This is a genomic window from Roseateles sp., from assembly GCF_965262435.1.
Classification (GTDB): domain Bacteria; phylum Pseudomonadota; class Gammaproteobacteria; order Burkholderiales; family Burkholderiaceae_C; genus Paucibacter_A.
On the sequence record NZ_OZ253537.1, the window covers coordinates 4,638,426 to 4,661,125 of the forward strand.

23 protein-coding genes are annotated in these 22,700 nt (G+C 64.1%); 8 read left to right on the forward strand and 15 right to left on the reverse strand.

The window, feature by feature from the left end; genetic code table 11:
• Window positions 1-81 precede the first annotated feature (81 nt).
• The 14 genes from flhA to ACQY39_RS19965 form a co-directional block, all read right to left on the reverse strand.
• Window positions 82-2,181 (reverse strand): flagellar biosynthesis protein FlhA, encoded by a 2,100-nt coding sequence (gene flhA, locus ACQY39_RS19900; protein WP_428509196.1) that lies wholly within the window; start codon window positions 2,179-2,181, stop codon window positions 82-84.
• Window positions 2,178-3,362, reverse strand: a complete 1,185-nt coding sequence (gene flhB, locus ACQY39_RS19905) for a flagellar biosynthesis protein FlhB (protein ID WP_428509198.1) — start codon at window positions 3,360-3,362, stop codon at window positions 2,178-2,180. The genes flhA and flhB overlap by 4 nt, the downstream gene beginning before the upstream one ends.
• An 854-nt stretch (window positions 3,363-4,216) precedes the next feature.
• Window positions 4,217-4,852 carry a protein phosphatase CheZ gene (locus ACQY39_RS19910; RefSeq protein WP_263563342.1) on the reverse strand — a complete coding sequence of 212 codons (636 nt, stop codon included), beginning with the start codon at window positions 4,850-4,852 and terminating at the stop codon, window positions 4,217-4,219.
• A 16-nt stretch (window positions 4,853-4,868) separates the two neighbouring features.
• Complete coding sequence (gene cheY, locus ACQY39_RS19915; RefSeq protein WP_102769803.1) at window positions 4,869-5,261, reverse strand: chemotaxis response regulator CheY; 393 nt, start codon at window positions 5,259-5,261, stop codon at window positions 4,869-4,871.
• Between the two features lie 27 nt (window positions 5,262-5,288).
• Window positions 5,289-6,248, reverse strand: coding sequence for a flagellar motor protein MotB (gene motB / locus ACQY39_RS19920; RefSeq protein WP_428509201.1), 960 nt, complete (start codon window positions 6,246-6,248; stop codon window positions 5,289-5,291).
• A 360-nt stretch (window positions 6,249-6,608) separates the two neighbouring features.
• Window positions 6,609-7,466, reverse strand: a complete 858-nt coding sequence (gene motA / locus ACQY39_RS19925; protein WP_428509203.1) for a flagellar motor stator protein MotA — start codon at window positions 7,464-7,466, stop codon at window positions 6,609-6,611.
• Window positions 7,467-7,589: 123 nt separating this feature from the next.
• Window positions 7,590-8,327, reverse strand: coding sequence for a class I SAM-dependent methyltransferase (locus tag ACQY39_RS19930; RefSeq protein WP_428509205.1), 738 nt, complete (start codon window positions 8,325-8,327; stop codon window positions 7,590-7,592).
• A 47-nt stretch (window positions 8,328-8,374) separates the two neighbouring features.
• On the reverse strand, window positions 8,375-8,911 hold the full coding sequence (flhC, locus tag ACQY39_RS19935) for a flagellar transcriptional regulator FlhC (RefSeq protein ID WP_263520531.1): 537 nt from the start codon (window positions 8,909-8,911) through the stop codon (window positions 8,375-8,377).
• A 156-nt stretch (window positions 8,912-9,067) separates the two neighbouring features.
• The gene (flhD, locus tag ACQY39_RS19940) at window positions 9,068-9,391 is read right to left on the reverse strand and encodes a flagellar transcriptional regulator FlhD (protein WP_263520530.1); all 324 of its coding nucleotides are present in this window, start codon (window positions 9,389-9,391) and stop codon (window positions 9,068-9,070) included.
• A 232-nt stretch (window positions 9,392-9,623) separates the two neighbouring features.
• Window positions 9,624-10,949: a flagellin lysine-N-methylase gene (gene fliB, locus ACQY39_RS19945; RefSeq protein ID WP_428509207.1), complete on the reverse strand. Its 1,326-nt coding sequence runs from the start codon at window positions 10,947-10,949 to the stop codon at window positions 9,624-9,626.
• Window positions 10,950-11,081: 132 nt separating this feature from the next.
• A complete protein-coding gene (locus ACQY39_RS19950; protein ID WP_428509209.1) occupies window positions 11,082-12,119 on the reverse strand; it encodes a glycosyltransferase in 1,038 nt (345 codons plus the stop codon).
• A gap of 17 nt (window positions 12,120-12,136) precedes the next feature.
• On the reverse strand, window positions 12,137-12,673 hold the full coding sequence (gene flhC / locus ACQY39_RS19955) for a flagellar transcriptional regulator FlhC (protein WP_263520531.1): 537 nt from the start codon (window positions 12,671-12,673) through the stop codon (window positions 12,137-12,139).
• A gap of 157 nt (window positions 12,674-12,830) precedes the next feature.
• Window positions 12,831-13,154: a flagellar transcriptional regulator FlhD gene (gene flhD, locus ACQY39_RS19960; RefSeq protein ID WP_428509211.1), complete on the reverse strand. Its 324-nt coding sequence runs from the start codon at window positions 13,152-13,154 to the stop codon at window positions 12,831-12,833.
• Window positions 13,155-13,415: 261 nt separating this feature from the next.
• Complete coding sequence (locus ACQY39_RS19965) at window positions 13,416-13,907, reverse strand: tetratricopeptide repeat protein (RefSeq protein ID WP_428509213.1); 492 nt, start codon at window positions 13,905-13,907, stop codon at window positions 13,416-13,418.
• 848 nt (window positions 13,908-14,755) lie between these two features.
• Between ACQY39_RS19965 and ACQY39_RS19970 the strand changes: the two genes are divergently transcribed.
• The 8 genes from ACQY39_RS19970 to ACQY39_RS20005 all read left to right on the forward strand — a co-directional run bounded on the left by ACQY39_RS19970 (window position 14,756) and on the right by ACQY39_RS20005 (window position 22,032).
• The gene (locus ACQY39_RS19970; RefSeq protein ID WP_428509215.1) at window positions 14,756-15,595 is read left to right on the forward strand and encodes a flagellin; all 840 of its coding nucleotides are present in this window, start codon (window positions 14,756-14,758) and stop codon (window positions 15,593-15,595) included.
• A 396-nt stretch (window positions 15,596-15,991) separates the two neighbouring features.
• Window positions 15,992-16,837, forward strand: a complete 846-nt coding sequence (locus ACQY39_RS19975; protein ID WP_428509217.1) for a flagellin — start codon at window positions 15,992-15,994, stop codon at window positions 16,835-16,837.
• Window positions 16,838-17,152: 315 nt separating this feature from the next.
• Window positions 17,153-18,001, forward strand: a complete 849-nt coding sequence (locus ACQY39_RS19980) for a flagellin (RefSeq protein ID WP_428509219.1) — start codon at window positions 17,153-17,155, stop codon at window positions 17,999-18,001.
• 180 nt (window positions 18,002-18,181) lie between these two features.
• Window positions 18,182-19,612, forward strand: coding sequence for a flagellar filament capping protein FliD (fliD, locus tag ACQY39_RS19985; protein ID WP_428509221.1), 1,431 nt, complete (start codon window positions 18,182-18,184; stop codon window positions 19,610-19,612).
• A gap of 300 nt (window positions 19,613-19,912) precedes the next feature.
• On the forward strand, window positions 19,913-20,293 hold the full coding sequence (gene fliS / locus ACQY39_RS19990; protein ID WP_428509223.1) for a flagellar export chaperone FliS: 381 nt from the start codon (window positions 19,913-19,915) through the stop codon (window positions 20,291-20,293).
• A 53-nt stretch (window positions 20,294-20,346) separates the two neighbouring features.
• Window positions 20,347-20,646: a flagellar protein FliT gene (locus ACQY39_RS19995; protein WP_263520523.1), complete on the forward strand. Its 300-nt coding sequence runs from the start codon at window positions 20,347-20,349 to the stop codon at window positions 20,644-20,646.
• Window positions 20,647-20,707: 61 nt separating this feature from the next.
• On the forward strand, window positions 20,708-21,484 hold the full coding sequence (locus ACQY39_RS20000) for a flagellar brake protein (RefSeq protein WP_428509225.1): 777 nt from the start codon (window positions 20,708-20,710) through the stop codon (window positions 21,482-21,484).
• Window positions 21,481-22,032: a pilus assembly FimT family protein gene (locus ACQY39_RS20005; protein ID WP_428509227.1), complete on the forward strand. Its 552-nt coding sequence runs from the start codon at window positions 21,481-21,483 to the stop codon at window positions 22,030-22,032. Before ACQY39_RS20000 ends, ACQY39_RS20005 begins: the two co-directional genes overlap by 4 nt.
• Window positions 22,033-22,110: 78 nt before the next feature.
• Here the strand turns inward: ACQY39_RS20005 and fliE are convergent, their stop codons facing one another.
• Window positions 22,111-22,434, reverse strand: a complete 324-nt coding sequence (fliE, locus tag ACQY39_RS20010; protein ID WP_263565059.1) for a flagellar hook-basal body complex protein FliE — start codon at window positions 22,432-22,434, stop codon at window positions 22,111-22,113.
• Window positions 22,435-22,700 lie beyond the last annotated feature (266 nt).

Consider the following 22,700-nt stretch of genomic DNA (forward strand, 5'->3'; position numbering starts at 1 on the left):
CAAAGGAGGCCAAGGCCCCCAGAGACCTGAAAGGGCTCTTCACGTGCCCTTGGGGCAGCGAACAAATGTGAGCGTAGGGGTTCATGCCGCCCCTCCAATGATCGAGCCAATGCGGATGGAATGAGTCTCAGGAATTTCGCTGTGGCCCAGCACCTTGAGGCGCGGCGCAGCGCGGCGCAGCAGGCGAGCCATGGGGGCGCGAATCAGGTCTGGCACCAGCAGGCAGGCGGGCACGCCGCGGTCTTCCTGGGCTTGCGAGGTTTCGGCGGCGCTGCGGGCCAGGGTGTCGGCGACACCGGGGTCCAGGGCTGCGCCGTTGGGGGAATTCAGGGCTTGCGTGACCAGGCGCTCCAGCTCGGGCTCGAGGGCGATCACGTCCAGCTCCTTCACCGGGCCGTAGATCTGCTGAACGATGGCCGGGGCGATGTGGGTGCGGATGCGACGGGCCAGTTCGGCCGGATCGCTGATCTGGGCGGCGTTCTCGGCGATGGACTCGACGATGGAGCGCATGTCGCGGATGTGCACGCCCTCTTCCAGCAGCAGCTGGAGAACACGTTGCAAATTGGCGATGCCTAGCATTTTGGGAATCACATCTTCGATCAGTTGCGGCGCCTGCTTGGTCAGGTGTTCAACCAGGGCCTGGGTCTCGACTCGGCCCAGCAGCTTGGCCGCGTGAACCTGCATCAAGTGTGAAAGATGGGTGGCCACCACGGTCGAGCAATCAACCACGGTAAATCCGGCCATTTGCGCCATATCTTTCTGGCGCTCTTCGATCCAGACGGCGGGCAGGCCGAAGGCGGGATCGGTGGTCTGGGTGCCAAGAAGCTTCTGGGTGGCCTGGCCCGGGTTGATGGCCAGCCACATGCCCGGGAAGGCCTCGGCCTCGCCCACCACGGCGCCGCGCAGGCTCAGGCGGTACTGGCTGGGGCGCAGCTCCAGGTTGTCGCGGATGTGCACAGCCGGCGGCAGGAAGCCGACCTCTTGCGCGAATTTGCGCCGCACGCCCTTGATGCGGCTGAGCAGATCGCCCTCGCGGCTCTTGTCGACCAGACTGATCAGGCGGTAACCGACCTCCAGGCCCAGGGTGTCGACCGGGATCAGGTCGTCCCAGCTGGCCTCGGCATTGGGCTCGGCGGCCGCCGCGACAGGCGTCTTGGGCGCGGCTTGCGCCGCTTTCTGGGCCGCCTGGTCGCGGGTGCGCAGCCACCAGGCCAGATAGCCCAGGGCGCTGGCGATCAGCAGAAAGACCACATGGGGCATGCCTGGGATCAAGCCCAGCAAGCCGATCACGCCGGCGGTGATGGCCATAGACTTGGCCGAACCGAAGACCTGGCGGCCGATCTGGCTGCCGATGTCCTTCTCGGTGCCGACGCGCGACACCACCATGGCCGCGGCCACCGAGATCAGCAAAGCCGGCACCTGGGCCACCAACGCGTCGCCGACCGCAAGCAAAACATAGGTGTCGGCCGCCTGGCCGGCACTCAGACCATGCTGGGCCACGCCGATGATGAAACCGCCAACGATGTTGATGGCCAGGATCAGCATGCCGGCGACTGCATCGCCGCGCACGAACTTGCTGGCACCGTCCATGGAGCCGAAGAAGTCGGCCTCATCGCCCAGCTCGGCGCGGCGGCGCTTGGCCTCGGCCTCGTTGATCAGACCGGCGTTCAGGTCGGCATCCACCGCCATCTGCTTGCCCGGCATCGCGTCCAGGGAGAAGCGCGCGCCGACCTCGGCGATCCGCTCGGCACCCTTGGTGACGACGATGAAGTTGATCACCACCAGGATGGCAAAGACGATCAGGCCGACGGCGAAGTTGCCGCCGATCAGGAAGTGGCCGAAGGCCTCGATCACCTTGCCGGCGGCGCCGGTGCCGGTGTGGCCTTCCATGAGCACCACGCGGGTGGAGGCCACGTTCAGCGACAGGCGCAGCAAGGTGGTCAGCAGCAGCACAGTCGGGAAGGCCGCGAAGTCCAGCGGCTTGACCATGTTCGCCGCCACCATCATCACCATCACCGCCAGGGCGATGTTGAAAGTGAACATCAGGTCCAGGGCAAAGGGCGGCAGCGGCAGCACCATCATGGCCAGCACCAGGATCACCGCCACCGGCGCGCCCAGCGCGCTCAGCAGCGCGGCGCGTGGACCGAACAGGGCCTGCATCTGAGCAATCAGCGCATTCATTCTTGGTCGTCCTCAAGCAGGTCCAGATCGGCAGCCGAGCGGGCATGGGGTTTGTTGTGTGGGTCCAGTTCAGGCGGTACTTGCGGCGTTGGCTGCTCGGGCTTCTGGCCACGCCCGGCCATGGCGGCGCGCAGCTGGTAGATGTAGGCCAGCACCTGGGCGACGGCGCCGAACAGGGCGGCGGGGATCTCGCGGTCCACCTCGGCGTGGGCATAGAGCGCACGGGCCAGCACCGGCGACTGCAGCACGGGGACCTTGGAGTCCTTGGCCAGATCACGGATCTTCATGGCCAGCAGGTCGGCACCCTTGGCGACCACCTTGGGTGCGGCCATGCTGGCGTCGTCGTACTTGAGTGCGACCGCATAGTGGGTCGGGTTCATCACCACCAGATCGGCCGTGGGCACGGCGGCGAGCATGCGGCGCTTGGCCATCTCGCGCATCTTGGCCCGCATGCGGGCCTTGATCTCCATATTGCCCTCGACCTCTTTCATTTCCTGCTTGGCCTCTTCGCGGGTCATGCGAATGCGGCGCAGGTAGAGCTGGCGCTGCAGCGGCACGTCGATGGCGGCAAACAAGGCCAAGGCCACACCGAGCAGGATCAGGCCGCTCATCAGCTGCTGGCCGGCATACGCCAAGGCCGCTGGCAGGGGCACGCTCATGATGCTGATGTAGGCCGCCATGCGGTCCTTGAGCACCAGGGCGCCGACCACGCCCAGCACCACGGCCAGCAAGACCGCCTTCATAGCCTGACCCAGGCCTTGCCCGCTGAGCAGACGGCCGAAGCCGCTGATCGGATTGAGATGGGAGAACTTGGGCTGCAGCGGCTTCATGGTCCAGTTCCAGCCACCCAGGGCCAGATTGCTGGCGATCGCCACCACCAACAAGCCGACGCTGATGGGCAGCATCAGGATCATGAAGTGCAGGGTCAGCTCGGTCAGGCGAATGGCCATGAAATCGGAGCGCGCGAGCAGGCTGGCATCGAAATGCAAAGCGCCTTCGAGCATGCGTTGCAAGGAGCTGGCGATGCTCGGGCCGCCAACCGCCAGGATCACCCCGCCTGCGGCCATCATGGCGAAATGAGCCAGATCCCGTGAACGCGGCAGCTGGCCCTCTTCCCGTGATCGTTGGATCTTGCGGGCTGAGGCCGGTAAATTTCTGTCCTGTGCGTCTTGGTCGGCCATGGCGAATGCGGTTAGACGGGCAGACTCACTGCCCGTGTCGCCATTGTTCGCGGCAGGCCGGAAAACTTAAGCCAGAAAAGGCCTGAGAAAGCGCGCCTTCACTGCGCCCGTCACCCGGAAGAGCATCGTCAGTGCTCCGCAAGGATTGGGTCGGCTTGCGGCACATAGCAGCCGTCGGGCTCTTCCTCGTGAGGCCCTGCAGTCCGGGCCGCCGCCGAGCTCATGGTTCCGGGGTCGGCCCTGTCGGGCCGACTGCCTTGCGCTGCTCACGCCTCGGGGCTGGCGCATAACTCACTTCGCTCCCTGCGTTCGCTTCGTTCAGACAGACGCGCCAAGTCAGAGCTTGAAGCGCGCGGGTACGCGCGCGCCCCAAGGGCACTGCGCTGCTCAGCCCTTCACAAATCGCCCGGCAGCGGCCCGAACTGCAGGGCGCTTGCATCGCGATCGATGTGCCCTTCGACGGTGGAACACGCCAAACTCGGAGGTGGCTCGGCCCGACGACGGGCGATTTGTGCGCGGCCGAGAGCGCAGTGGAGCGTCTCAGGCGCGCGCCGAAGCTTGCTTCAAGCGCGCTTCAAGCACTGACTCGGCGCCACTGTTTGACCACAGTGAGCGCAGCGAACGGAGGGAGTTTGGCGCCGCTGAGCCGCGCAGTGAGCAGCGAGGGCAGTCGGCTCGCAGAGCCGACCCGGGCACCATGAGCCCGGCGGCGGGCCGAGCTACCGCAGCGAGGAAACCAGACCGTCGAATTTCCGCTTTGTGCCGTTAGCCGCCGACCGATCCTCGACGAGGAGCAGACAAGAAAAAACCCGCCGTAGCGGGTTTTTTCCATGAATCGCTTTGGATGGCCGGCTTCAGAAGCCCAGGCTGGCCAGCAGGTCGTCGACTTCGCCCTGGTCGGCGACGATGTCGGTGCGGCCTTCGGGGTTGACCACCGGGCCCTGCAGGATGTTGGGGTCGACCTTTTCGCGTTGCTCGGGCGGCACGATGGACACCAGCAACTTGACCAGGCTGTCTTCGAGATCATTGGCCAGGGTCACCACCTTGGCCACCACCTGGCCGGTCAGGTCATGGAAGTCCTGCGCCATCATGATGTCGGTCAGATGGCCGTCGATCCGGGCCGTCCGGTCCTCGACTTCCTTGACGAAATTCATCACCGCGCCACTGGCCACCGCCTTGACCGGGTCAGCCACGATGGCTGCAGCCATGGCATTGGTCGCCGAAGTGATGAAAGCGTGGTCTTCCTTGGCCTGGTCGACCGAGTTCAGCACCTTGTTGGCGGCCGCAGCCGTCTTGGTGGCGATATAGCTCAGCCGGCTGCGCGCGTCAGGCAGGCCGTCGGTCGCCACCTGCAGCTTGGGCATCACGCCCAGCTGCTGCATGGTGTCGTGCAACACCCGCGTGATGGTGCCGATCTGCTGAAAGACTTCAGGAGAGACAGACAGCGGATCGGTGCCGCTGGTGAGTTTGCTCAGATCGTCCAGATGCATGGTCGTCTCCTGGGGCTCAGGCCGAAGCGGCCAGTTTCTGCATGATCTTGACGACCTTTTCCTCCAGCGTGGCCTTGGTGAAAGGCTTGACGATGTAGCCGGCTGCGCCGCTCTGGGCGGCCAGCACGATGTCTTCCTTGCGGGCCTCGGCGGTCACCATCAGCACGGGCAGGTGCTTGAGGTTGGGGTCTTCCTTGATCGCCTTGAGCAACTCAAAGCCGGTCATGTTCGGCATGTTGATGTCGCTGACGACAAAGTCATACTTGGCCAGCTTGAGCTTGCTCAGGGCGTCCACCCCGTCTTCTGCTTCTTCGCAGTTGTTGTAGCCAATCTCCTTCAGCAGGCCGCGCACGATGCGGCGCATGGTGGAGAAATCGTCAACAACCAAAAATTTCATGTCAGTGCTCATGGCTTTCCTCGCAGGGGCTAGAGAGACTTATCGGGGTTTGGGGTTGGAACTTGAGGGGATTTTCGCTGCCGCCGGAGCTTCAGCAACGCCCGCCTCATCGCTTTCTTCTTCCGGGGGAACATTCTTCAGTACGGCGTCCTCGGCATCGCGGTTCATGACAATGATGCTGATGCGGCGGTTGATCGGACTTTCAGGTTGTTTGGGCTCTAGCAGCTTGCTGGACGCCAGGCCCTGCACTCGGAGCGTACGCGACTCGGGCAGCCCGCCGGCAATCAACTCGCGCCGGGAGGAGTTGGCACGGTCGGCCGACAGCTCCCAGTTGCTGTAGCCACGCTCGCCGCCGGCGAATCCCAAGGCATCCGTGTGTCCCTCCAAGGTGAGGCGGTTGGGTACTTCGCTGAGCACCGAGCCCAACTCCCGCAACAAAGCCCGCATATAGGGTTTCACAACTGCGCTGCCGCTGTCAAACATCGGCCGGTTGTTTTCATCGACGATCTGGATGCGCAAGCCTTCCTTGGTCATGTCCAGGCGGATCTGCCCGCCGAGCGAGGCAAGCTGCGGGTTGTTCGCCAGCACCTCCTCGACCTTGTCCTTGAGTTCCTCCAGCCGAGCCTTCTCCGCCTTGCGCTGCTCTTCCTTGAGCGCGCGCAAGCTGAAGGTGCGCTGGCGGGCCTCGACATCACCGGCCTTGACCTGGCCGGACTCGCGCGTCAGGTCCTTGCCACCGCCCTTGACCACGTGCGAGGAATCACCCGAACCCGAGCCGCCCTGCATGGCCACCTTGAGCGGTGAGCCGAAATAGTCGGCAATGCCCTTCTTGTCACCCTCGGTGGTCGAGCCGAGCAGCCACATCAGCAGAAAGAAGGCCATCATGGCCGTGACGAAGTCGGCGTAAGCAATCTTCCAGGCACCGCCATGGGCGGCATGGCCGCCCTTCTTGACGCGCTTGATGATGATGGGCTGGAGTTTTTTGGCGTCACCAGCCATAACATGCCCCCACGTCGCCGATTACGGCTCCTGCCCCCCGAGGGGGCGCGGCCCGCCTTGGGAGCGGCCCGGCGGCGTGCCCTGCCCCCACGTCGCCGATTACGGCTCCTGCCCCCCGAGGGGGCGCGGCCCGCCTTGGGAGCGGCCCGGCGGCGAGCCAGGCCCCCACGTCGCCGATTACGGCTCCTGCCCCCCGAGGGGGCGCGGCCCGCCTTGGGAGCGGCCCGGCGGCGGGCCATGCCCCCACCTCACCGATTACGGCTCCAGCCTCCCGAGGGGGCGCGGCCCGCCTTGGGAGCGGCCCGGCGGCGGGCCAGGCCACTTCGAACCATCGATTGGGCTTGCTGCTGCTCATTGGGCTTACTTCTTCTTCACATGAGCTTCGAGCTCAGAGAAGCTGGGGCGGTCGCCGGAGTACAGCACCTTGCGACCGAATTCGATAGCCACCTGCGGCGCATAGCCCTGCATGCTGGCCAGCAAGGTGGTCTTGATGCACTGCAATTCCTTGCCCGCATCTTCCACCTTCTGCTCCAGCAGGCCGGCCAGCGGCTCGGCAAAACCATAGGCCATCAAAATACCCAGAAAGGTACCGACCAGGGCCGAGCCGATCATGCCGCCCAGCACGGCCGGGGGCTGGCCCACTGAGCCCATGGTGTTGACCACACCGAGCACGGCCGCCACGATGCCGAACGCCGGCAAGCCACCGGCAATCCGTTGCAAGGCGGCCACGGCCGCATGCTCTTCGGCATGGTGGGTGTCGATCTCGGCGTCCATCAGCGACTCGATCTCGTGTGCATTGAGATTGCCCGAGACCATCATGCGCAGGTAATCGGTAATGAACTCGGTCACATGGTGATCGTTGCCCACCACCGGGTACTTCTGAAACAGCGGCGAGCTGTGTGGATCTTCGACGTCTTTTTCAATCGACATCAGCCCTTCTTTGCGGGCCTTTTGCAAGATGTCGTACATCAAAGCCAGCAGCTCCATATAGCGGGCCTTGCTGAACTTGCTGCCCTTGAAGCATCGGCCCAAGCCGGCCACGGCGGCCTTGACCACCTTCATCTGGTTGTTGGCCAGGAAGGCGCCGATGGCGGCCCCCAGAATGGTGGTCACTTCAAATGGCAAGGCTTTCAAAATCACGCCCATATTGCCGCCGTGGGCAATGTAGACGCCGAAGATGCAAGCCATGGAAACGGCCCAACCAATGATGACGAACATGGTGTTTTCTTAGGAAGCTCTTCAGCCCTTATCGGCCGGAGCGGGTTGCGCTTGAGTGTGCCCGGCCCGGGTCCCAGCCGCTCGCTTCAACTGGCCGGCTTTGACCAGCCAAAACCGGCCCCATCAGCGCGCAGGCCCTGGCAAGCGGTAGACCCAGACCCGGTGCCGGCCGCCGAGCTCTAAACAGGCCTCGGCAAGTTGCCCCTCTATCTCGAAGTCCAGGCTGACCAAGGAAGTTCCAGGGCGCATCTCGGCCCGGGCTTTGGCCCAGACCTGCGCCATGGACTCGGGCCGCTGGAACACATAAACAAGACCGAAGGGCTGCCAGCTCTGCGCCCACATATCTCCTCGCTCGATCTGCGCCCAGGGACACAGCCAACCGGCAAGGCGTGCCAACAAAGGGCTCCACTCGATGCCCTGCAGCTGCGCCTGCGGGTAGCTGCGGCGCAGCTCACGCAAACCATGGCCCAGGCCGCAGCCGGCATCGAGCACGCGTTCGCCGGCCGTGAGGGGCAGCAGTTGGCTCAGCTCCTGCAAGGCATGGCGAGGGGTGGGGAACAAGGGCGCATCGCCCCAGCTGCGCCGCGGGTAGGCCAGCAGCAACAGCGCCAAAGGCAGCAGCCAAGCCCAGGCCGGCCACGCGGCTGCGCCGCCGGTCAACAGCATGGAAAGCGGGAAGCCCAGTGCCACCATGAGCCGGCGCCAGCGGGCGCTGTGAAAAAACGCCAGGGCGGCGCCCAGGAACGCTGCGGCCAGCAAGGCCGACATGGACGAAACCCCGAGCCGCTGCAGCTGCATGAACAGCAGCCAGGCGGCCCCCCAGCTCAGCAAGGCAGGCAGGGGCCAGCGCGTCAGAGGCATGGGTGAGCGGCAGCGGTCGAGCTGAAACAAGGAGGGCGCGACGGCCTTCAGTGCATCTGGATGGCGCCTTGGGCGCGGCCCTTGCCGGCGCGCGCCGGCGGGTTGCACATGCCGCAGACATAGTGGCGGGCGATCTCATGCGGGTGGGTCACAAAATGACCACCGCAGCTCGAGCACTTGGTCATGGTCAGCATGCCGTTGTCGATGAACTTCACCAGGCGCCAGGCGCGGGTGACGGACAACATCGCTTCCAGGCCTTGCGCCTGGGTCTGTTCCTGATAGAGCTGGTAGGCCTTGATCACCGCATCGATCTCGTCCAGCTCCGACACCTTGTTCAGGTACTCGTGCACATTCAAGAACAGCGAGGCGTGGATGTTGGGCTGCCACGTCATGAACCAGTCGGTCGAGAACGGCAGCTGGCCCTTGCTGGGGCTCTTGCCCGAGACTTCCTTGTACAAGCGCAGCAGGCGCTCATAGGACAGATCGGTCTCCGACTCCAGCACTTGCAGGCGCGCACCCAGATTGATCAGGGTCACCGCACGTTCGATTTGGCGGGCTTCGGTCAGGATGCTCTTGTTGCGCATGATGGAGTCTCGTTCGGTAGGTGTTTGTGTTTGCGGGGCAGCGCCGGGCCGCTCCCAAGCGCCCCGCAGAGCGAATCAGGTGCGGGCCCTGCCCGCGCTTGATTCGAACCCCCTCGGGGGGTGGCTGCGCGTACCCGCGCAGCCGGGGGTCTACATTCAGGCGGCTTCTTGGTGACGGCCAGCCATCAGGATGCTGGCGTGCAGGCGGCCGACGCCGTCGTTGGCGGCCGACTTGCTGTGGCTGGTCAACAAACCCCAGACCAGGTCGTCGTCCATGCGGAAGCGGCACAGCAAGGTGTTGCCCGAGGCAATCTTCATCAGCTGCGCCGGGCTCAGCGTGCCAATCAGGGTGGCCGTGTCTTCCGAGATGCCCAGGCGGTACAGCGCCTGCTCGCGGTCCGTGCGGATCAGGTTCTGCGCCAACATCAGGTAGGACAGATTGGCTTCACGGATCTCGGCGAGGATTTGGTCTGCGTTCATGTCTGGGCTCCGCTTCGGTTTGTCTTCAATCAGGTTTCGTCTCAACGTGAAACGAATTGTGAAGATCCAAACAAAGCCGCAACATCAGCCCAAATCCAGCTCTTGAGTCCCGGTTCTTCCCAGAACCTTGTCAGGCAAACTCTTACAAGCGCGCTGCAGACCGTGAAATATCTGGCTTTTCTCACCCATGGGCGAGCTGGGTTTGCCCCTGTCAGGGGCGCCGCGGCGCCGCTCAGAGCAGCAAGGTCGCCAGCACTTCCAAACGCAAAGCGCCATGCGCTTCCAAGGCCTGCATCACCCCGGGCAGAAAGCGCCGGTTGTGCTCGATATTGCGTGCCACACCGTACACGGTGCGCACCACGTCAGCGACCGAAAATCTGGATCCGCGGTGAGCAGCCAAGCCGACCAGATAGAAGCGGGTCAGTGCCAGGCGCACCGCCAGCTCCATGAACTCCTGCTGCAACTCGGCCATGCCCTGACGCGGGAACAACGAGGCCTGCAAGCCATTGAGCACATAGTTCTTGAGCAGATGGGGGTGCTGCGCCAGGAAAGGCTGCAGCACCTGCTCATCGGCCTCCCGGTAGCGCGACTGGCAGTGCTCCAGGGTATGACCCAAGTGCAGGCCCTGACTGACTTCATCCATCAAGGCCCGAAAGGAGGCCCGCCCCCCGACTTCGCGCATGAAGCGCTGGCCGGCCGCCAGCAACAGGCCGAACTGCGCCTCTTTGGGGACAGGCAGACCCTGCACCAGCTCTGCGGCACGCAGCAAGGACTCAGGACGCAAAAAATGATCGAGCAATTGCTCCAGAGCCGGCTCGGACTGCGCGATCGGCTGGTCGCCGAGCGCAGCCACACGGCGCCAGATCAGCCCGCCATAGACCATCGCCTGCTCGGCGGACAAGCCGTCCAGGCGCAGCAAGGCCTCCATCACCGAGGCCAGCACCGGGGCATGGCGCCGCACCAGATCGGGCTCCTGGGCGGAAAGCAAGGCATCACGCTGACGGTGCAAGGCCGGTGCCTGCAAGGCGTTGAATTCCAGGGACAGCTCGACCATGTCGAGCGCCGAGGGCTCGGACAGGGCCAAGCGCGCGGCTTCCGGGCAGCTCAAGCTGGCGCACAGGCCCAGACGCTTGCCATCATGAACAAAGACGCGCGGGTAATCATTGCAAGTGCCGGACAAGGCCTCGGCACCCAAGCTCTTTTGGATGCTGCACAGGCGCTCGGCATCCAGCATGGGACAGCTTTCGTCCGTCTTCAGCGCAATGCTGGCAAACGCGCCATGCGCGGCCGCCGGGTCCTCGTGGCGGCGGACATGCTGACGCAGCATGCCGGCCAGGGGCTCGATGCGAATCGTCTGATAGCGGCGAAAGGTGGCCTCGTCGACGGCAATATGCCAGCTGCTGCAGCAGCTCTCCACACAGGCCGAACCGACGCAACGAAACTCCTGCATATAGCGCGGCGCCAACGCCTGGACGCTGCGTTTCTCGACGGTCGACGCTGTGGGCTGTCGGCCACTCGAAGCCTTGCGCTGCGCGGCCTGTCTGCCTGATCTCTTCATGCCCTGTACCTCCCTGTCATGCAAGCTGGCTTGCTCTCGGCAGATTGGAACGCAGCAGCCGGCTCCCGCATCGCCGAAATAGATGCCGCCCTGCCCTGCTGATCAGGGGGCGGCGAGCAGGGATGCGACGACTCAGGTCGACAAGGCGAAACGCTGACGCAAGGCGCGCGCCTCCTCAGGCCGGTCGGTACCGTCCAGCACCAGGGCCAGGTTGTGAGCCGCCAGATGGCTGCCACGGCCAGCCACAGCGCCGCTGAGGTCCGGGCGCTCGCCGATCTCCAGGCAGCGCAACCAGGCGTCTTCGATCAGGGGCAGCAGGCCCGGCGCCTGATCGGGCAGATCAGCGGCACAATCGAGCAGCAGATCGCCGAGGGCAAAGAAGAAATCCGGTGACTGGGCGCAGCGCTCCAGCTGGGTCTGCGCGAAGTCCATGCCCTGGTCGTGGCGCTTGAGTTGTTTGAGCCCGAACATGCGGCGCGCCACCAGATCAGGCCACCAAGACACATCTCCAGGGCACAGCGCCGCGGCGCGAGCAAAGCTGGCCTCGGCCGCCGCATAGTCCTCGTAGACCGAACAGTCCTTGCCGAGCTGGTAGTGCAGATAGGCATCCTCGGGCTGCAGCTGCAGGGCTTTCTGCAGCAAGGCCTGGTTGCGCCCGCGCTTGGCTTGCAGGCGCTCGGGCAGATAGCCGTCGTGGCCGATCTGTACCTGCAGAGGTCGACAGGGCAGCCGGTGCTGGGGCTGCTCATGAATGCGGCCGGCATAACGCAGATGGCCAGGCAGCACCCGGCTGAGACGGGCATGGGCCAGCCTGTCTTGTCCGTCAGAAAACTGGTCCAGCAGTTCGATGCTGCCGACGAAATCGGGGCGCTGCTGCTTGAGCTCCAGCAGCGTCTGGCCGCCATCGATCAGCCATTCGTCGGCATCCAGCACCAGATGCCAATCGGCCGCGGCCAGATCCAGGGCCGCATTGCGCGCCTCAGAAAAGTCGTCGCACCAAACGAAGTGGGCGACACGGGCACCGGCCGACCGAGCCAGCGCCGGCGTGGCATCGCTGGAGCCCGTGTCCAGCACCAGCATCTCGTCAACCCAGGGCCTGACGCTGTCGAGCAAGCGGCTGATCCGCGCCGCTTCATTGCGGGCGATCACGACCAGGCAGGTTCGGTACATCGCGGCGCCCCGGACCTTCAGTGCATCTGGATGGCGCCTTGGGCGCGGCCCTTGCCGGCGCGCGCCGGCGGGTTGCACATGCCGCAGACATAGTGGCGGGCGATCTCATGCGGGTGGGTCACAAAATGACCACCGCAGCTCGAGCACTTGGTCATGGTCAGCATGCCGTTGTCGATGAACTTCACCAGGCGCCAGGCGCGGGTGACGGACAACATCGCTTCCAGGCCTTGCGCCTGGGTCTGTTCCTGATAGAGCTGGTAGGCCTTGATCACCGCATCGATCTCGTCCAGCTCCGACACCTTGTTCAGGTACTCGTGCACATTCAGGAACAGCGAGGCGTGGATGTTCGGCTGCCAGGTCATGAACCAGTCGGTCGAGAACGGCAGCTGGCCCTTGCTGGGGCTCTTGCCCGAGACTTCCTTGTACAAGCGCAGCAGGCGCTCATAGGACAGGTCGGTCTCCGACTCCAGCACTTGCAGGCGCGCACCCAGATTGATCAGGGTCACCGCACGTTCAATTTGGCGGGCTTCGGTCAGGATGCTCTTGTTGCGCATGATGGAGTCTCGTTCGGTAGGTGTTTGTGTTTGCGGGGGCAGCGCCGGGCCGCTCCCAAGCGCCCCGCGGAGCGAATCAGCGACGGGCCCAGCCCGGCGATGATTCGAACCCCCTCGGGGGGTGGCTGCGCGCACCCGCGCAGCCGGGGGTCTACATTCAGGCGGCTTCTTGGTGCCGGCCAGCCATCAGGATGCTGGCGTGCAGGCGGCCGACGCCGTCGTTGGCGGCCGACTTGCTGTGGCTGGTCAACAAGCCCCAGACCAGGTCGTCGTCCATGCGGAAGCGGCACAGCAAGGTGTTGCCCGAGGCAATCTTCATCAGCTGCGCCGGGCTCAGCGTGCCAATCAGGGTGGCCGTGTCTTCCGAGATGCCCAGGCGGTACAGCGCCTGCTCGCGGTCCGAGCGGATCAGGTTCTGCGCCAACATCAGGTAGGACAGATTGGCTTCACGGATCTCGGCGAGGATTTGGTCTGCGTTCATGTCTGGGCTCCGCTTCGGTTGCTTTTCAATTCAGGATTCGTCTCAACGTGAAACGAATTGTGAAGATCCAAACAAAGCCGCAACATCAGCCCAAATCCAGCTCTTGAGTCCCGGTTCTTCCCAGAACCTTGTCAGGCAAACTCTTACAAAGCTGTCCCCTTCGCGGGGAACGGGCCCGGGGAAAACGCCTGTCCCCTCAGGCCGGGCCGGGCAGCGCGTGAACGATGTCACGCCTGCCGGGCCTGACACGGCAGCGCCCGCTCAGGCGCCGCCCAACAAGGCGTCCAGGCGCGCCAACTCGGTGCGTGCCACCGGCAGCAGATCGGGGGCTTCGTCGAGCAGGCTGTCGATGGCGCGCGGCTCGTCCTGCAGCAGATGGCGCAGTGTCTTTTGCGCCTGGACCGATTTGCCCAAGCCCGAGCAGGCAAAAGCCAGCGTGTAGAGGCTGGGGCCGTGATGGGGGTGCAGTTCCAGCGCATGCCGGGCATGTACAGCAGCCTGGGCCAGTTCGCCGGCGCTGAGCAGCAGAGCCGCCAGATCGCTCATCAGGTCATGCGAGAGTGGCTCGTGTTGCAAGGCGTCCTTGAGCATGGACATGCCGCGACCGAGTCGACCTTGCGCCGCTTCGGCAAACGCAGCATTGCGAGCCTGCGCCAGCAGCAGAGCCGCCTCTGTGCTCAGCTCAGCAGGCCGCGCCGGCGGCTGCGCCTCTTGCTGACCTTGCGTCACGGCCTTCTTTGTTCCTTGCGTCATTGCGTGCATTTCAATCTCCAATAGGTTGATGCCAAACAGTGCCAGCGCCCGCTTCCCGTGCGCCATCGTTCTCGCTGCCAAAAACGTCGGGTCAGCCACCCACCCTAGATCCGGCTTGAGGCCAGAGGGCGGGCTGTGCGTGCTGCGGCCTCAGCGGGTGCTGGCTTGAAACTGCGCGGGGCGCGCATTTCGACCGCAATGCTGAGGACTTTAGGCACAGCACCGGCCGCCGTTCGCGAGAAAAGCACAGGCTTGCCGCCTTTTCTCAAAGGCTGTGCCGAGCGCGAGGCGCCGAAAACAAGTCAGAGCGAGGCACCAGGGATGCTCCTCCCGACCGGCAGCAGGCCGACCCGCTCTTGTTTCAGCACACAGCTTTTCTACGACGCTCTCTACGAAGGATTCGCGCCAGCACAGACAGCTCCGCACTCAGCCAGCCGATTCATGATCGCAAGCGCTGGGGCCACAGGGACACGATGGACCGCAGGGCAGCCTACAAGTTGCCGCCCTTCCCCGCCCGCCAAGGACGGGGCCGGAACGGGATCCATCAAACAAGCCCAGGCACCCACCGCTTATCCGGCGATCAAGCCTATTGACAAACAGCGCTCAAGTTCGCTTGGGCGTTGTCCGATACCACTCTCAACGGGTCTGGAAACAGGCGCGTGGTCCGGTAACAAGGCCGCTGGTTGAGCAATCTCGCAAGGGAATGCAGGGCTTCACAGGCTGACTGGCGCCGGGCGGTGTGGATTGAAAGGCGCCAAGGCTTTCATCCACGTCACAAATGTCGCAAGGCATTTGCCATCACGTCGGCGCTGAGCCGGGAATCTTCGTAGCTGAAACAGGAGCGCATCATGCCCGCAATCATCAATAGCAATATTGCTTCTCTGAACGCGCAACGCAACGTTGCCACTTCACAAAACTCGCTGTCCATTTCCATGCAACGCCTGTCCTCAGGCATGCGTGTGAACTCCGCCAAGGACGACGCCGCCGGCCTGGCCATCGCTGAGCGCATGAGCGCCCAGGTGCGTGGCATGAACGTGGCTGTGCGCAATGCCAACGATGGCATCTCGCTGGCGCAAACCGCTGAAGGCGCACTCGGCAAGGTCGCTGATTCGCTGCAGCGCATGCGTGAGTTGGGTGTGCAGGCCCGCAATGCCACCAACACCACGGCCGACTTGGACTCCATCGGCAAGGAATTCAAGGAACTGGGCTCGGAAATCCAGCGGGTTCTGGGCGGCACCACCTTCAACGGCACCGCCATTCTCGGCGGCGGCGCGGGCGCCAAGGACTTCCAGATCGGCGCCAACACCACGGCCAATGACGTGGTCACGGTGACCACCACCGACCTGACCGGCGACGCCGACATCTCGGCGGTGACCAATGACGCGATCGACAACACCAAGACCTCGGCAGATCTGAAGACCACCATCGATCAGATCGACACGGCCATCAACACGGTCAGCTCCAACCGAGCCACGCTGGGTGCTTCGCAAAATCGCTTCGAAGCCGTGATCTCCAACTTGATGGTCTCGGTGGAAAACCAAAGCGCCTCGCGCAGCCGCATCCTGGATGCCGACTATGCGACGGAAACCGCCAATCTGAGCCGCTCGCAGATCTTGCAGCAAGCGGGCACGGCCATGATTGCGCAAGCCAATCAGATGCCGCAGCAAGTCCTGTCGCTGCTTCGATGACCCCGGGCCAGCCGCGCTGGCCCTGAGTACACCCGTCGTTGCAGGAACGGAAAATCTCACCCCTCCAGCACAAGCCCCTTGACGCTGCCCCTCGACCGGGCAGCGTCATTTTTAAGGGCTCTTTTTGAAAAGAAGGCAAGAAAAATTCTTCAAGTGATGCAAGGCAACGATCGATAACAAAACCAACGGGCCCGAGGAAACAAGGGACACCGTGGTCCGGTCAGCCGGCCGCACGCCCCAGGACTATCAGCCGGGGTTTGATGGCAGGACGCGGACGGTGCAGACCAGGCGGCGCGAGCAGCCTGACTGCTGGCAAGGCGGCCTCTTTGTGGCGGCCTGGTTATCGACCGTATAGACCGGGTTTCCGGAATGTCTTGAACACCGAAAGGATTGAAAATGCCCTCCATCATCAATACCAACGTTGCCTCCCTGAACGCGCAACGTAACGCCTCAAACACACAGCTCTCGCTGGCCACCTCGATGCAACGCCTGTCGTCCGGCATGCGCGTCAACTCGTCCAAGGACGACGCAGCAGGCCTGGCGATTGCCGAGCGCATGCAAGCCCAAGTGCGCGGCATGAATGTCGCCGTGCGCAATGCCAACGACGGCATCTCCTTGGCGCAGACCGCTGAAGGCGCCTTGTCCAAAGTGGGCGATTCGCTGCAGCGCATGCGTGAGCTGGGCGTGCAGGCCCGTAACGCCACCAACACCACCACCGACCTGGACTCGATCGGCAAGGAGTTCAAGGAACTGGGCAGCGAAATCCAGCGCGTGCTGGCCGGCACCACCTTCAATGGCACAGCCATCCTGGGCGGTGGCGCAGGCGCCAAGGATTTCCAGATCGGCGCCAACACCACCGTCAATGACATCGTCACGGTGACCACCACCGACCTGACCGCCGACGCCGACATCACGGCTGTGACCAATGACGCGATTGACAACACGAAGACGGTGGCCGACCTGAAGACCACGATCGACCAGATCGACACCGCCATCAACACCGTCAGCTCGACTCGCGCCACCCTGGGTGCAGCCCAGAATCGCTTCGAGGCCGTGATCTCCAATCTGATGGTGTCGGTGGAAAACCAGAGCGCCTCGCGCAGCCGCATCATGGATGCCGACTACGCCTCGGAGACCGCCAATCTGAGCCGAGCCCAGATCCTGCAGCAAGCGGGCAATGCCATGGTGTCGCAGGCCAACCAGATGCCGCAGCAAGTGCTGTCCCTGCTGCGCGGCGGCTGAATCCCCAGACCCTACCAGCCCGTTCTGAACTTCGCTCCGCCCCGGGTTGACCCCGGGCGCGGAGCTTTTTTATGGGCGTGGTTTAGCCCCCTATTCCTGCTTTCAGGAGGCCAGAGACTGCTCAAGAATTTGCACATCGGGATGAGACATTTTTTGCATCACCCGACGTCCGGACCCAAGCTGATTCAAACCGCATGACGGTCAGCTTGATCAGACCGGGCGAGTTGCCGGGAAAGGCTCAGGTTTCGACCTGATTCGAGCCCGCATGACACGCCGGCCTGGCCGGGATTTGCCGGATTCTGTAGGAGTGCTCAAATGCCGCAAACCATCAACACGAACATTGCCTCGCTGAATGCGCAGCGCAATCTGAATATGTCGCAGGGCTCCTTGGCCGTGTCCATGCAGCGACTGTCCTCGGGTATGCGAGTCAACTCCGCCAAGGACGACGCCGCGGGCCTGGCCATCGCCGAGCGCATGCATGCCCAGGTCCGGGGTATGAATGTTGCGATACGAAATGCCAATGACGGCATCTCGCTGGCGCAGACGGCTGAAGGCGCCTTGTCCAAAGTCGGGGACACCTTGCAACGCATGCGAGAACTGTCCGTGCAGTCCCGCAACGCCACCAACACCACCACCGACCTCGATTCCATCGGCAAGGAGTTCGGTGAACTGGCCTTGGAAATCGGGCGCGTGCTGGCCGGCACCACCTTCAACGGCAAAAAGATTCTCGGCGCCGACGCGGTCACGCCGCAGGAGTTCCAGGTCGGCCCCAACACCGGCGCGGAGGACACCATCACGGTGACCACCTCCGACATGACCACGGACCCGACCATCACGGCCGTGACGGGCTCGATCATCGGCAACGCATCGACCACCGCCGACCTCAAGGTCATCATCGACAACATTGACATCGCGCTGAACACGGTCAGCAGCCAGCGCGCCACCTTGGGTGCATCGCAGAATCGTTTCGAGGCGGTGATCTCAAACCTGCAGGTCTCGGTGGAAAACCAAAGCGCCGCTCGCAGCCGCATCATGGATGCCGACTACGCCTCGGAAACCTCCAACCTCAGCCGCACGCAGATCCTGCAGCAGGCCGGCAATGCCATGGTGGCCCAGGCCAACCAGTTGCCGCAGCAGGTGCTGAGTTTGCTGCGCGGCGGTTGATCCCGTCCGCGACTGGCCCTGAGGCCAGCACCGCGGGCGCCAGTTCTGCACTCAAGTCCAAGAACAATCGGCCGATACCGCCTTTGCGTATCGGCCTTTTTGTCTAGCACCCGCGAACCTTCGCCGCTTTGAGAACAAGACGCGGTCGCGCAACTTTCGCAAGCCACAGGGAGCACCATCATGGCAGCCATCACCTCCGCCGGCATTGGCAGCGGCCTCGACATCGAGTCCTTGATCACCAAGTTGGTTGCGGTTGAACGCCAACCGATCAGCACACTCAAGACCGCCACCGATGGGCTGAAGACCCAACTCTCGGCCTATGGCAAGGTGCAAAGCAGCTTGTCGGCCTTGCGCGACGCGGCCGCCAAGCTGACCAACCCCGCAACCTGGGGCGCCGGTCTGGGCACCTCCAGTGACAACAACAGCATCACGGTGACACCGGGCAGCGGTGCTGCGGCCGGCAATGTCTCGGTGTCGGTCAGCCGCCTGGCCACGGCCCAGTCCGTGTCCACCAGCTACCAGCCCAGCACCGGTCCGATTGGTCAAGGCACCTTGACCATCGAGCTCGGCACCTGGAATGCCGACCAAACCGGCTTCGACCCCAAGGCCGGCGCCAGCGCCATCAGCATCGACATCAATGACGGAAGCAATTCGCTTGCCCAGATCCGCGACAAGATCAATGCGGCCAAGGCCGGCGTCCAGGCCTCCATCGTCACCGACCAGGGCGGCTCGCGCCTGGTGATGCGCTCGACCGAGACCGGGGTCAGCAATGGCTTTCGCATTGGCGTGGTCGACGGCGATGGTCTGCTCGACGGTCAGGGTCTGGACGCGCTGTCCTTCGACCCGCGCAGCCCCGAGCTGTCCAAGACACTGCAGAACCAGGCGGCCGGCAATGCCCTGGCCAAACTCAATGGCCTGGACATCGAATCCGAGACCAACACGCTCAAAGAATCCATCGACGGCTTGACCATCAACCTGCTCAAGACCACCACGAGCGATGTCACGCTGACCATTGCGTCGGACAAAGAGGCCATCAAGAAGGCCATCAATGACTTCAGTACCGCCTACAACTCGGTGGCTTCCTTGCTGCGCGACCAGACCAAGTACGACCAGGCCAACAAGACCGCCGGAACCTTGCAGGGCGAGGGCTCGGTGCTGAGCGTGCAGTCCGGGCTGCGCGGCGTCAGCGGCGGCTCCACCACTCTGGGCGGCAAGTTCAGCCGCCTGTCTGACCTGGGCCTGGACCCCAGCGCCGACGGCACGATCAAGGTCAACACGGCCAAGCTGGAAACAGCCATGGCCGATCTGGACAGCGTCAAGCAGATGTTCATGGGCGTGGACAGCAGCAATGCCGAGAACAACGGCTTGGCGCAGCGCATGCGCAAGTTCGCCGACCTGGCCCTGGGCATCGACAGCAGCCTGAGCACCCGTCAAAAAGGCTTGCAGGACCGCATCACCGGCAATGGGCTGCAGAGCTCCAAGCTGGAGGACAAGGCCACCCTGACCGAAACCCGTTTGCGCGCCCGCTACACCGCGCTCGATGTGCAGATGGGCAAGCTGAACAATCTGTCCAGCTATGTGAGCCAGCAGATGGCCATGCTGAACCGGTAGCGATTCAGGCCCGGCAGCGCAGCCGCGCCGCGCCAACCCGACCCGCTATCACGGCGGCGGCTTCGCAAGAAGCCGCCGCCGTTTGTCTTTGCGGGCCCCAGCGCACGTCGCCATTTGCGCCTGCAGCTGCGTCATATTTCGCGCTTTTGGCAAGGCCGCGTCTGCAGGGGCTCAGACCCACGCACAGCACTCAAGTTCGCCGCCCCGGGGTCGAAAACAAATCAACAAGACCCCTCGAGAAAGCTCCCCATGTACGGTAACGCCTCTTCCCCGTTCGCATCCAGGACCCAGAGCGCCTCGATGTACCGCAAGGTGGGCCTGGAAACCGACGTCCACAGCGCCAGCCCGCATCGCCTGGTGAGCATGCTGTTCGACGGCATCTTCGACGCCATGAATCAGGCCCTCGTGGCCATTGCCAACAACAACACGACGCAGAAGAACAACTCGTTGTGCCGTGCGGTGCGCATCCTGGATGAAGGCCTGAAGTCCACCTTGAACCTGGAGGCCGGTCCGCTGGCCCAGGACCTCGGTGACCTCTACGCCTATCTTTGCATGCGCCTGACCCAGGCCAATCTGCATGGCGACAGCGCCCGCATCGAAGAGTGCCAGCGCCTGCTGACGCCGGTGCGCGATGCCTGGAACGCGATCGCGCAGTCGCCCGAAGTCCAGCGGGCTGCTTGACCGACACAGCGGTCCGCCCTCCCCCATTACCCCTGCATCTTCCGGAACTTGTGATGAACACCCAACTTCTGAGCTACTACGAAGCCATCGAGCAAGCCAGTGCCGACATGCTCTCGGCTGCCCGCACCGGCAACTGGGACGAAGTCGTCAAGCTCGAAGGCGCTTGCGTCCTGTTGATCTCCCAGCTCAAGCATGCGGCCGGCAACGAAAAATTGGCGCCCGAAGAGAGCCGGCTGAAGACGCGCATCATGCAGCGCATCCTGCTCAACGACGCCGAGATCCGCCACCTGGCCGAGCCTTGGTTGGACGATCTGGACCAGGTTCTGACCGGCAAGAGCAAGACCCTGCACTGAATCCGCCGGCCTAAACACAGCCTGGGGCCGATTTGAATGCCCCGGGCAGCATGAATCTCGCATGAGCCCTTCAACGCCCTCCACCGCGCCCGACCCGGCCTCCGCTGCCGACTCGGGCGATTTTCGTATTCAGGCACCAGGAGAAATCCTGACCCTGCTGCGCAGCCTGCAGAGCGAGCGCGGCCACCTGATCCTCAGCAATGCCGCCGGTCTGAGCGTGCAGAGCAGCCTGTGCAATGTTGACGCGGCCTCAAGCCGGCTGCTGCTCGACCTGCCCGCAGCCGGCAGCCCCCTGCCCGCCTTGCTGGGCGCCGAGGAACTGACCGCGGTCGCCTACCTGGACCAGATCCGCCTGCAGTTTGAAGTCGAAGGCTTGCTGTTGGTGCAGCCCGATGCCGCGGCAGAGTTCAGCGGCCAGGCCGTGCTGCAGGCCAGCCTGCCCCTGGTGCTCTACCGCTTCCAGCGGCGCCAGGCCTTCCGAGTGCGCCCGAACGGGCGCACGCCACAAGCCCGATTCAGCCTGCCGACCGGCTCCGGTGAATTCCTGAGCCTTCGCGTGCTCGACCTCAGCTTGGGCGGCCTGGCCCTGCAGCTGCCGGCCGGGCAGGACGCGCCGGAGGCCGGCACCTTGCTGACCGGCGTTCTGGTGGAGTTGGACCGCCACACCCGACTGACGGCCGATTTGCGCCTGCAACACGCGCGCCCTCAGGACGACGGCAGCCAGCAACTGGGCTTGCTGTTCGAAAAGCTCGACCCCATGGCCGCACGCGACTTGCAGTACTACATCGAGCAGGTGCAGAAAACCGCCCGCCTGCTGCGCAAGCCGGCCGCCGCATGAGCCGGAGCTTGCAGCACCAGCGCCAGCAAGCGGGCTTCACCTTGCTGGAAGCGGCCGTGGTGATGGCCGTGCTGGCCGTCATCATGACGGTGGCCGTGCCGAATTACCGCAGCCACCTGCAGCGCCAGCAGCTGCGCGAAGCGGCCAACAGCCTGCTGGTGGACCTGCGCAATGCGCGCGAAATGAGTGTCAGCCAGCGCACACCCATGTTCGTCAGTTTCCACCGTGGGCCGAACTGGTGCTGGGGCGTCAGCCAGGGCATGCCCTGCGACTGCGGCCCGACCGTGGCCGGCAGCGCCAAGGCCGTGGACCCGGCGACCGGGCGGCCCAAGGCCTGTAGCCTGACGCGGCACAAGGGCAGCGAGTTTCCGGACGTGAGCATGGACGGCGCCACGGACGCCAAGTTCGAGCCCACCTTGGGACAGGCGCCGCAGCACGGCAGCACCACCTTCAGCAGCGGCCGGGGCCAGAAGCTGCAGGTCAACCTCAATGCCATGGGCCGAGCCCAGGTCTGCGGGCCCGCAAGCAGTTCGGCCACGCCGTGCTGAGACTCCTGGCGCTTCGCTGACGACGACGGGGCGAGCGCTTCGCAGCGTCGCCCCGCACCAGCAAGTCGAGCAGTTCGCTCAGACCTGCATATTCATGATTTCAGAGTAGGCAGAGACCAGACGGTTGCGCACCTGCAAGGTGGCTTGAAAACCGATCTGGGCTTTTTGCATGGCCACCATGGTTTCCTCCAGGCTGACCGTGGGGTTGTCCAGCTGAACCTCGCGCTGCAAGCGCGATGCTTCGTTCTGCGACTGGCTGACCCCCTTCATCGCCTGCGCCATGGCATCGCCAAAACTGGCGCCGCCGGTCGCCTTGGCCTTGGACAGCGGCTCGCCATTGATGTTCAGGCCAGCGCGCGCGGTGGCCTGGGCGAAATCAAACGGTCTGAGCTTCAGTTCCATGGGGGACTCCATCCACGCTCGCGACCAAAGGCGGTGCCTCAGCCGGAGCGATAGACCGAACTGTAGGCAAAGACTGGGGCACTGAAGGAGGGAACTGCGCTCGGTTCTTCGGCCTGTTCCTGGCTTTCTTTAGGGGGCAAATCCGAATAATTCACTCCATCGGCAACGCCTGTAGGACGCCGTGAAAAACCTCACGGCAGCGAAGCACACCCGCCTTCTACCCAGCATTCATCTACAGAACCGCAGCCCACCAGCCCGCCCCGCCC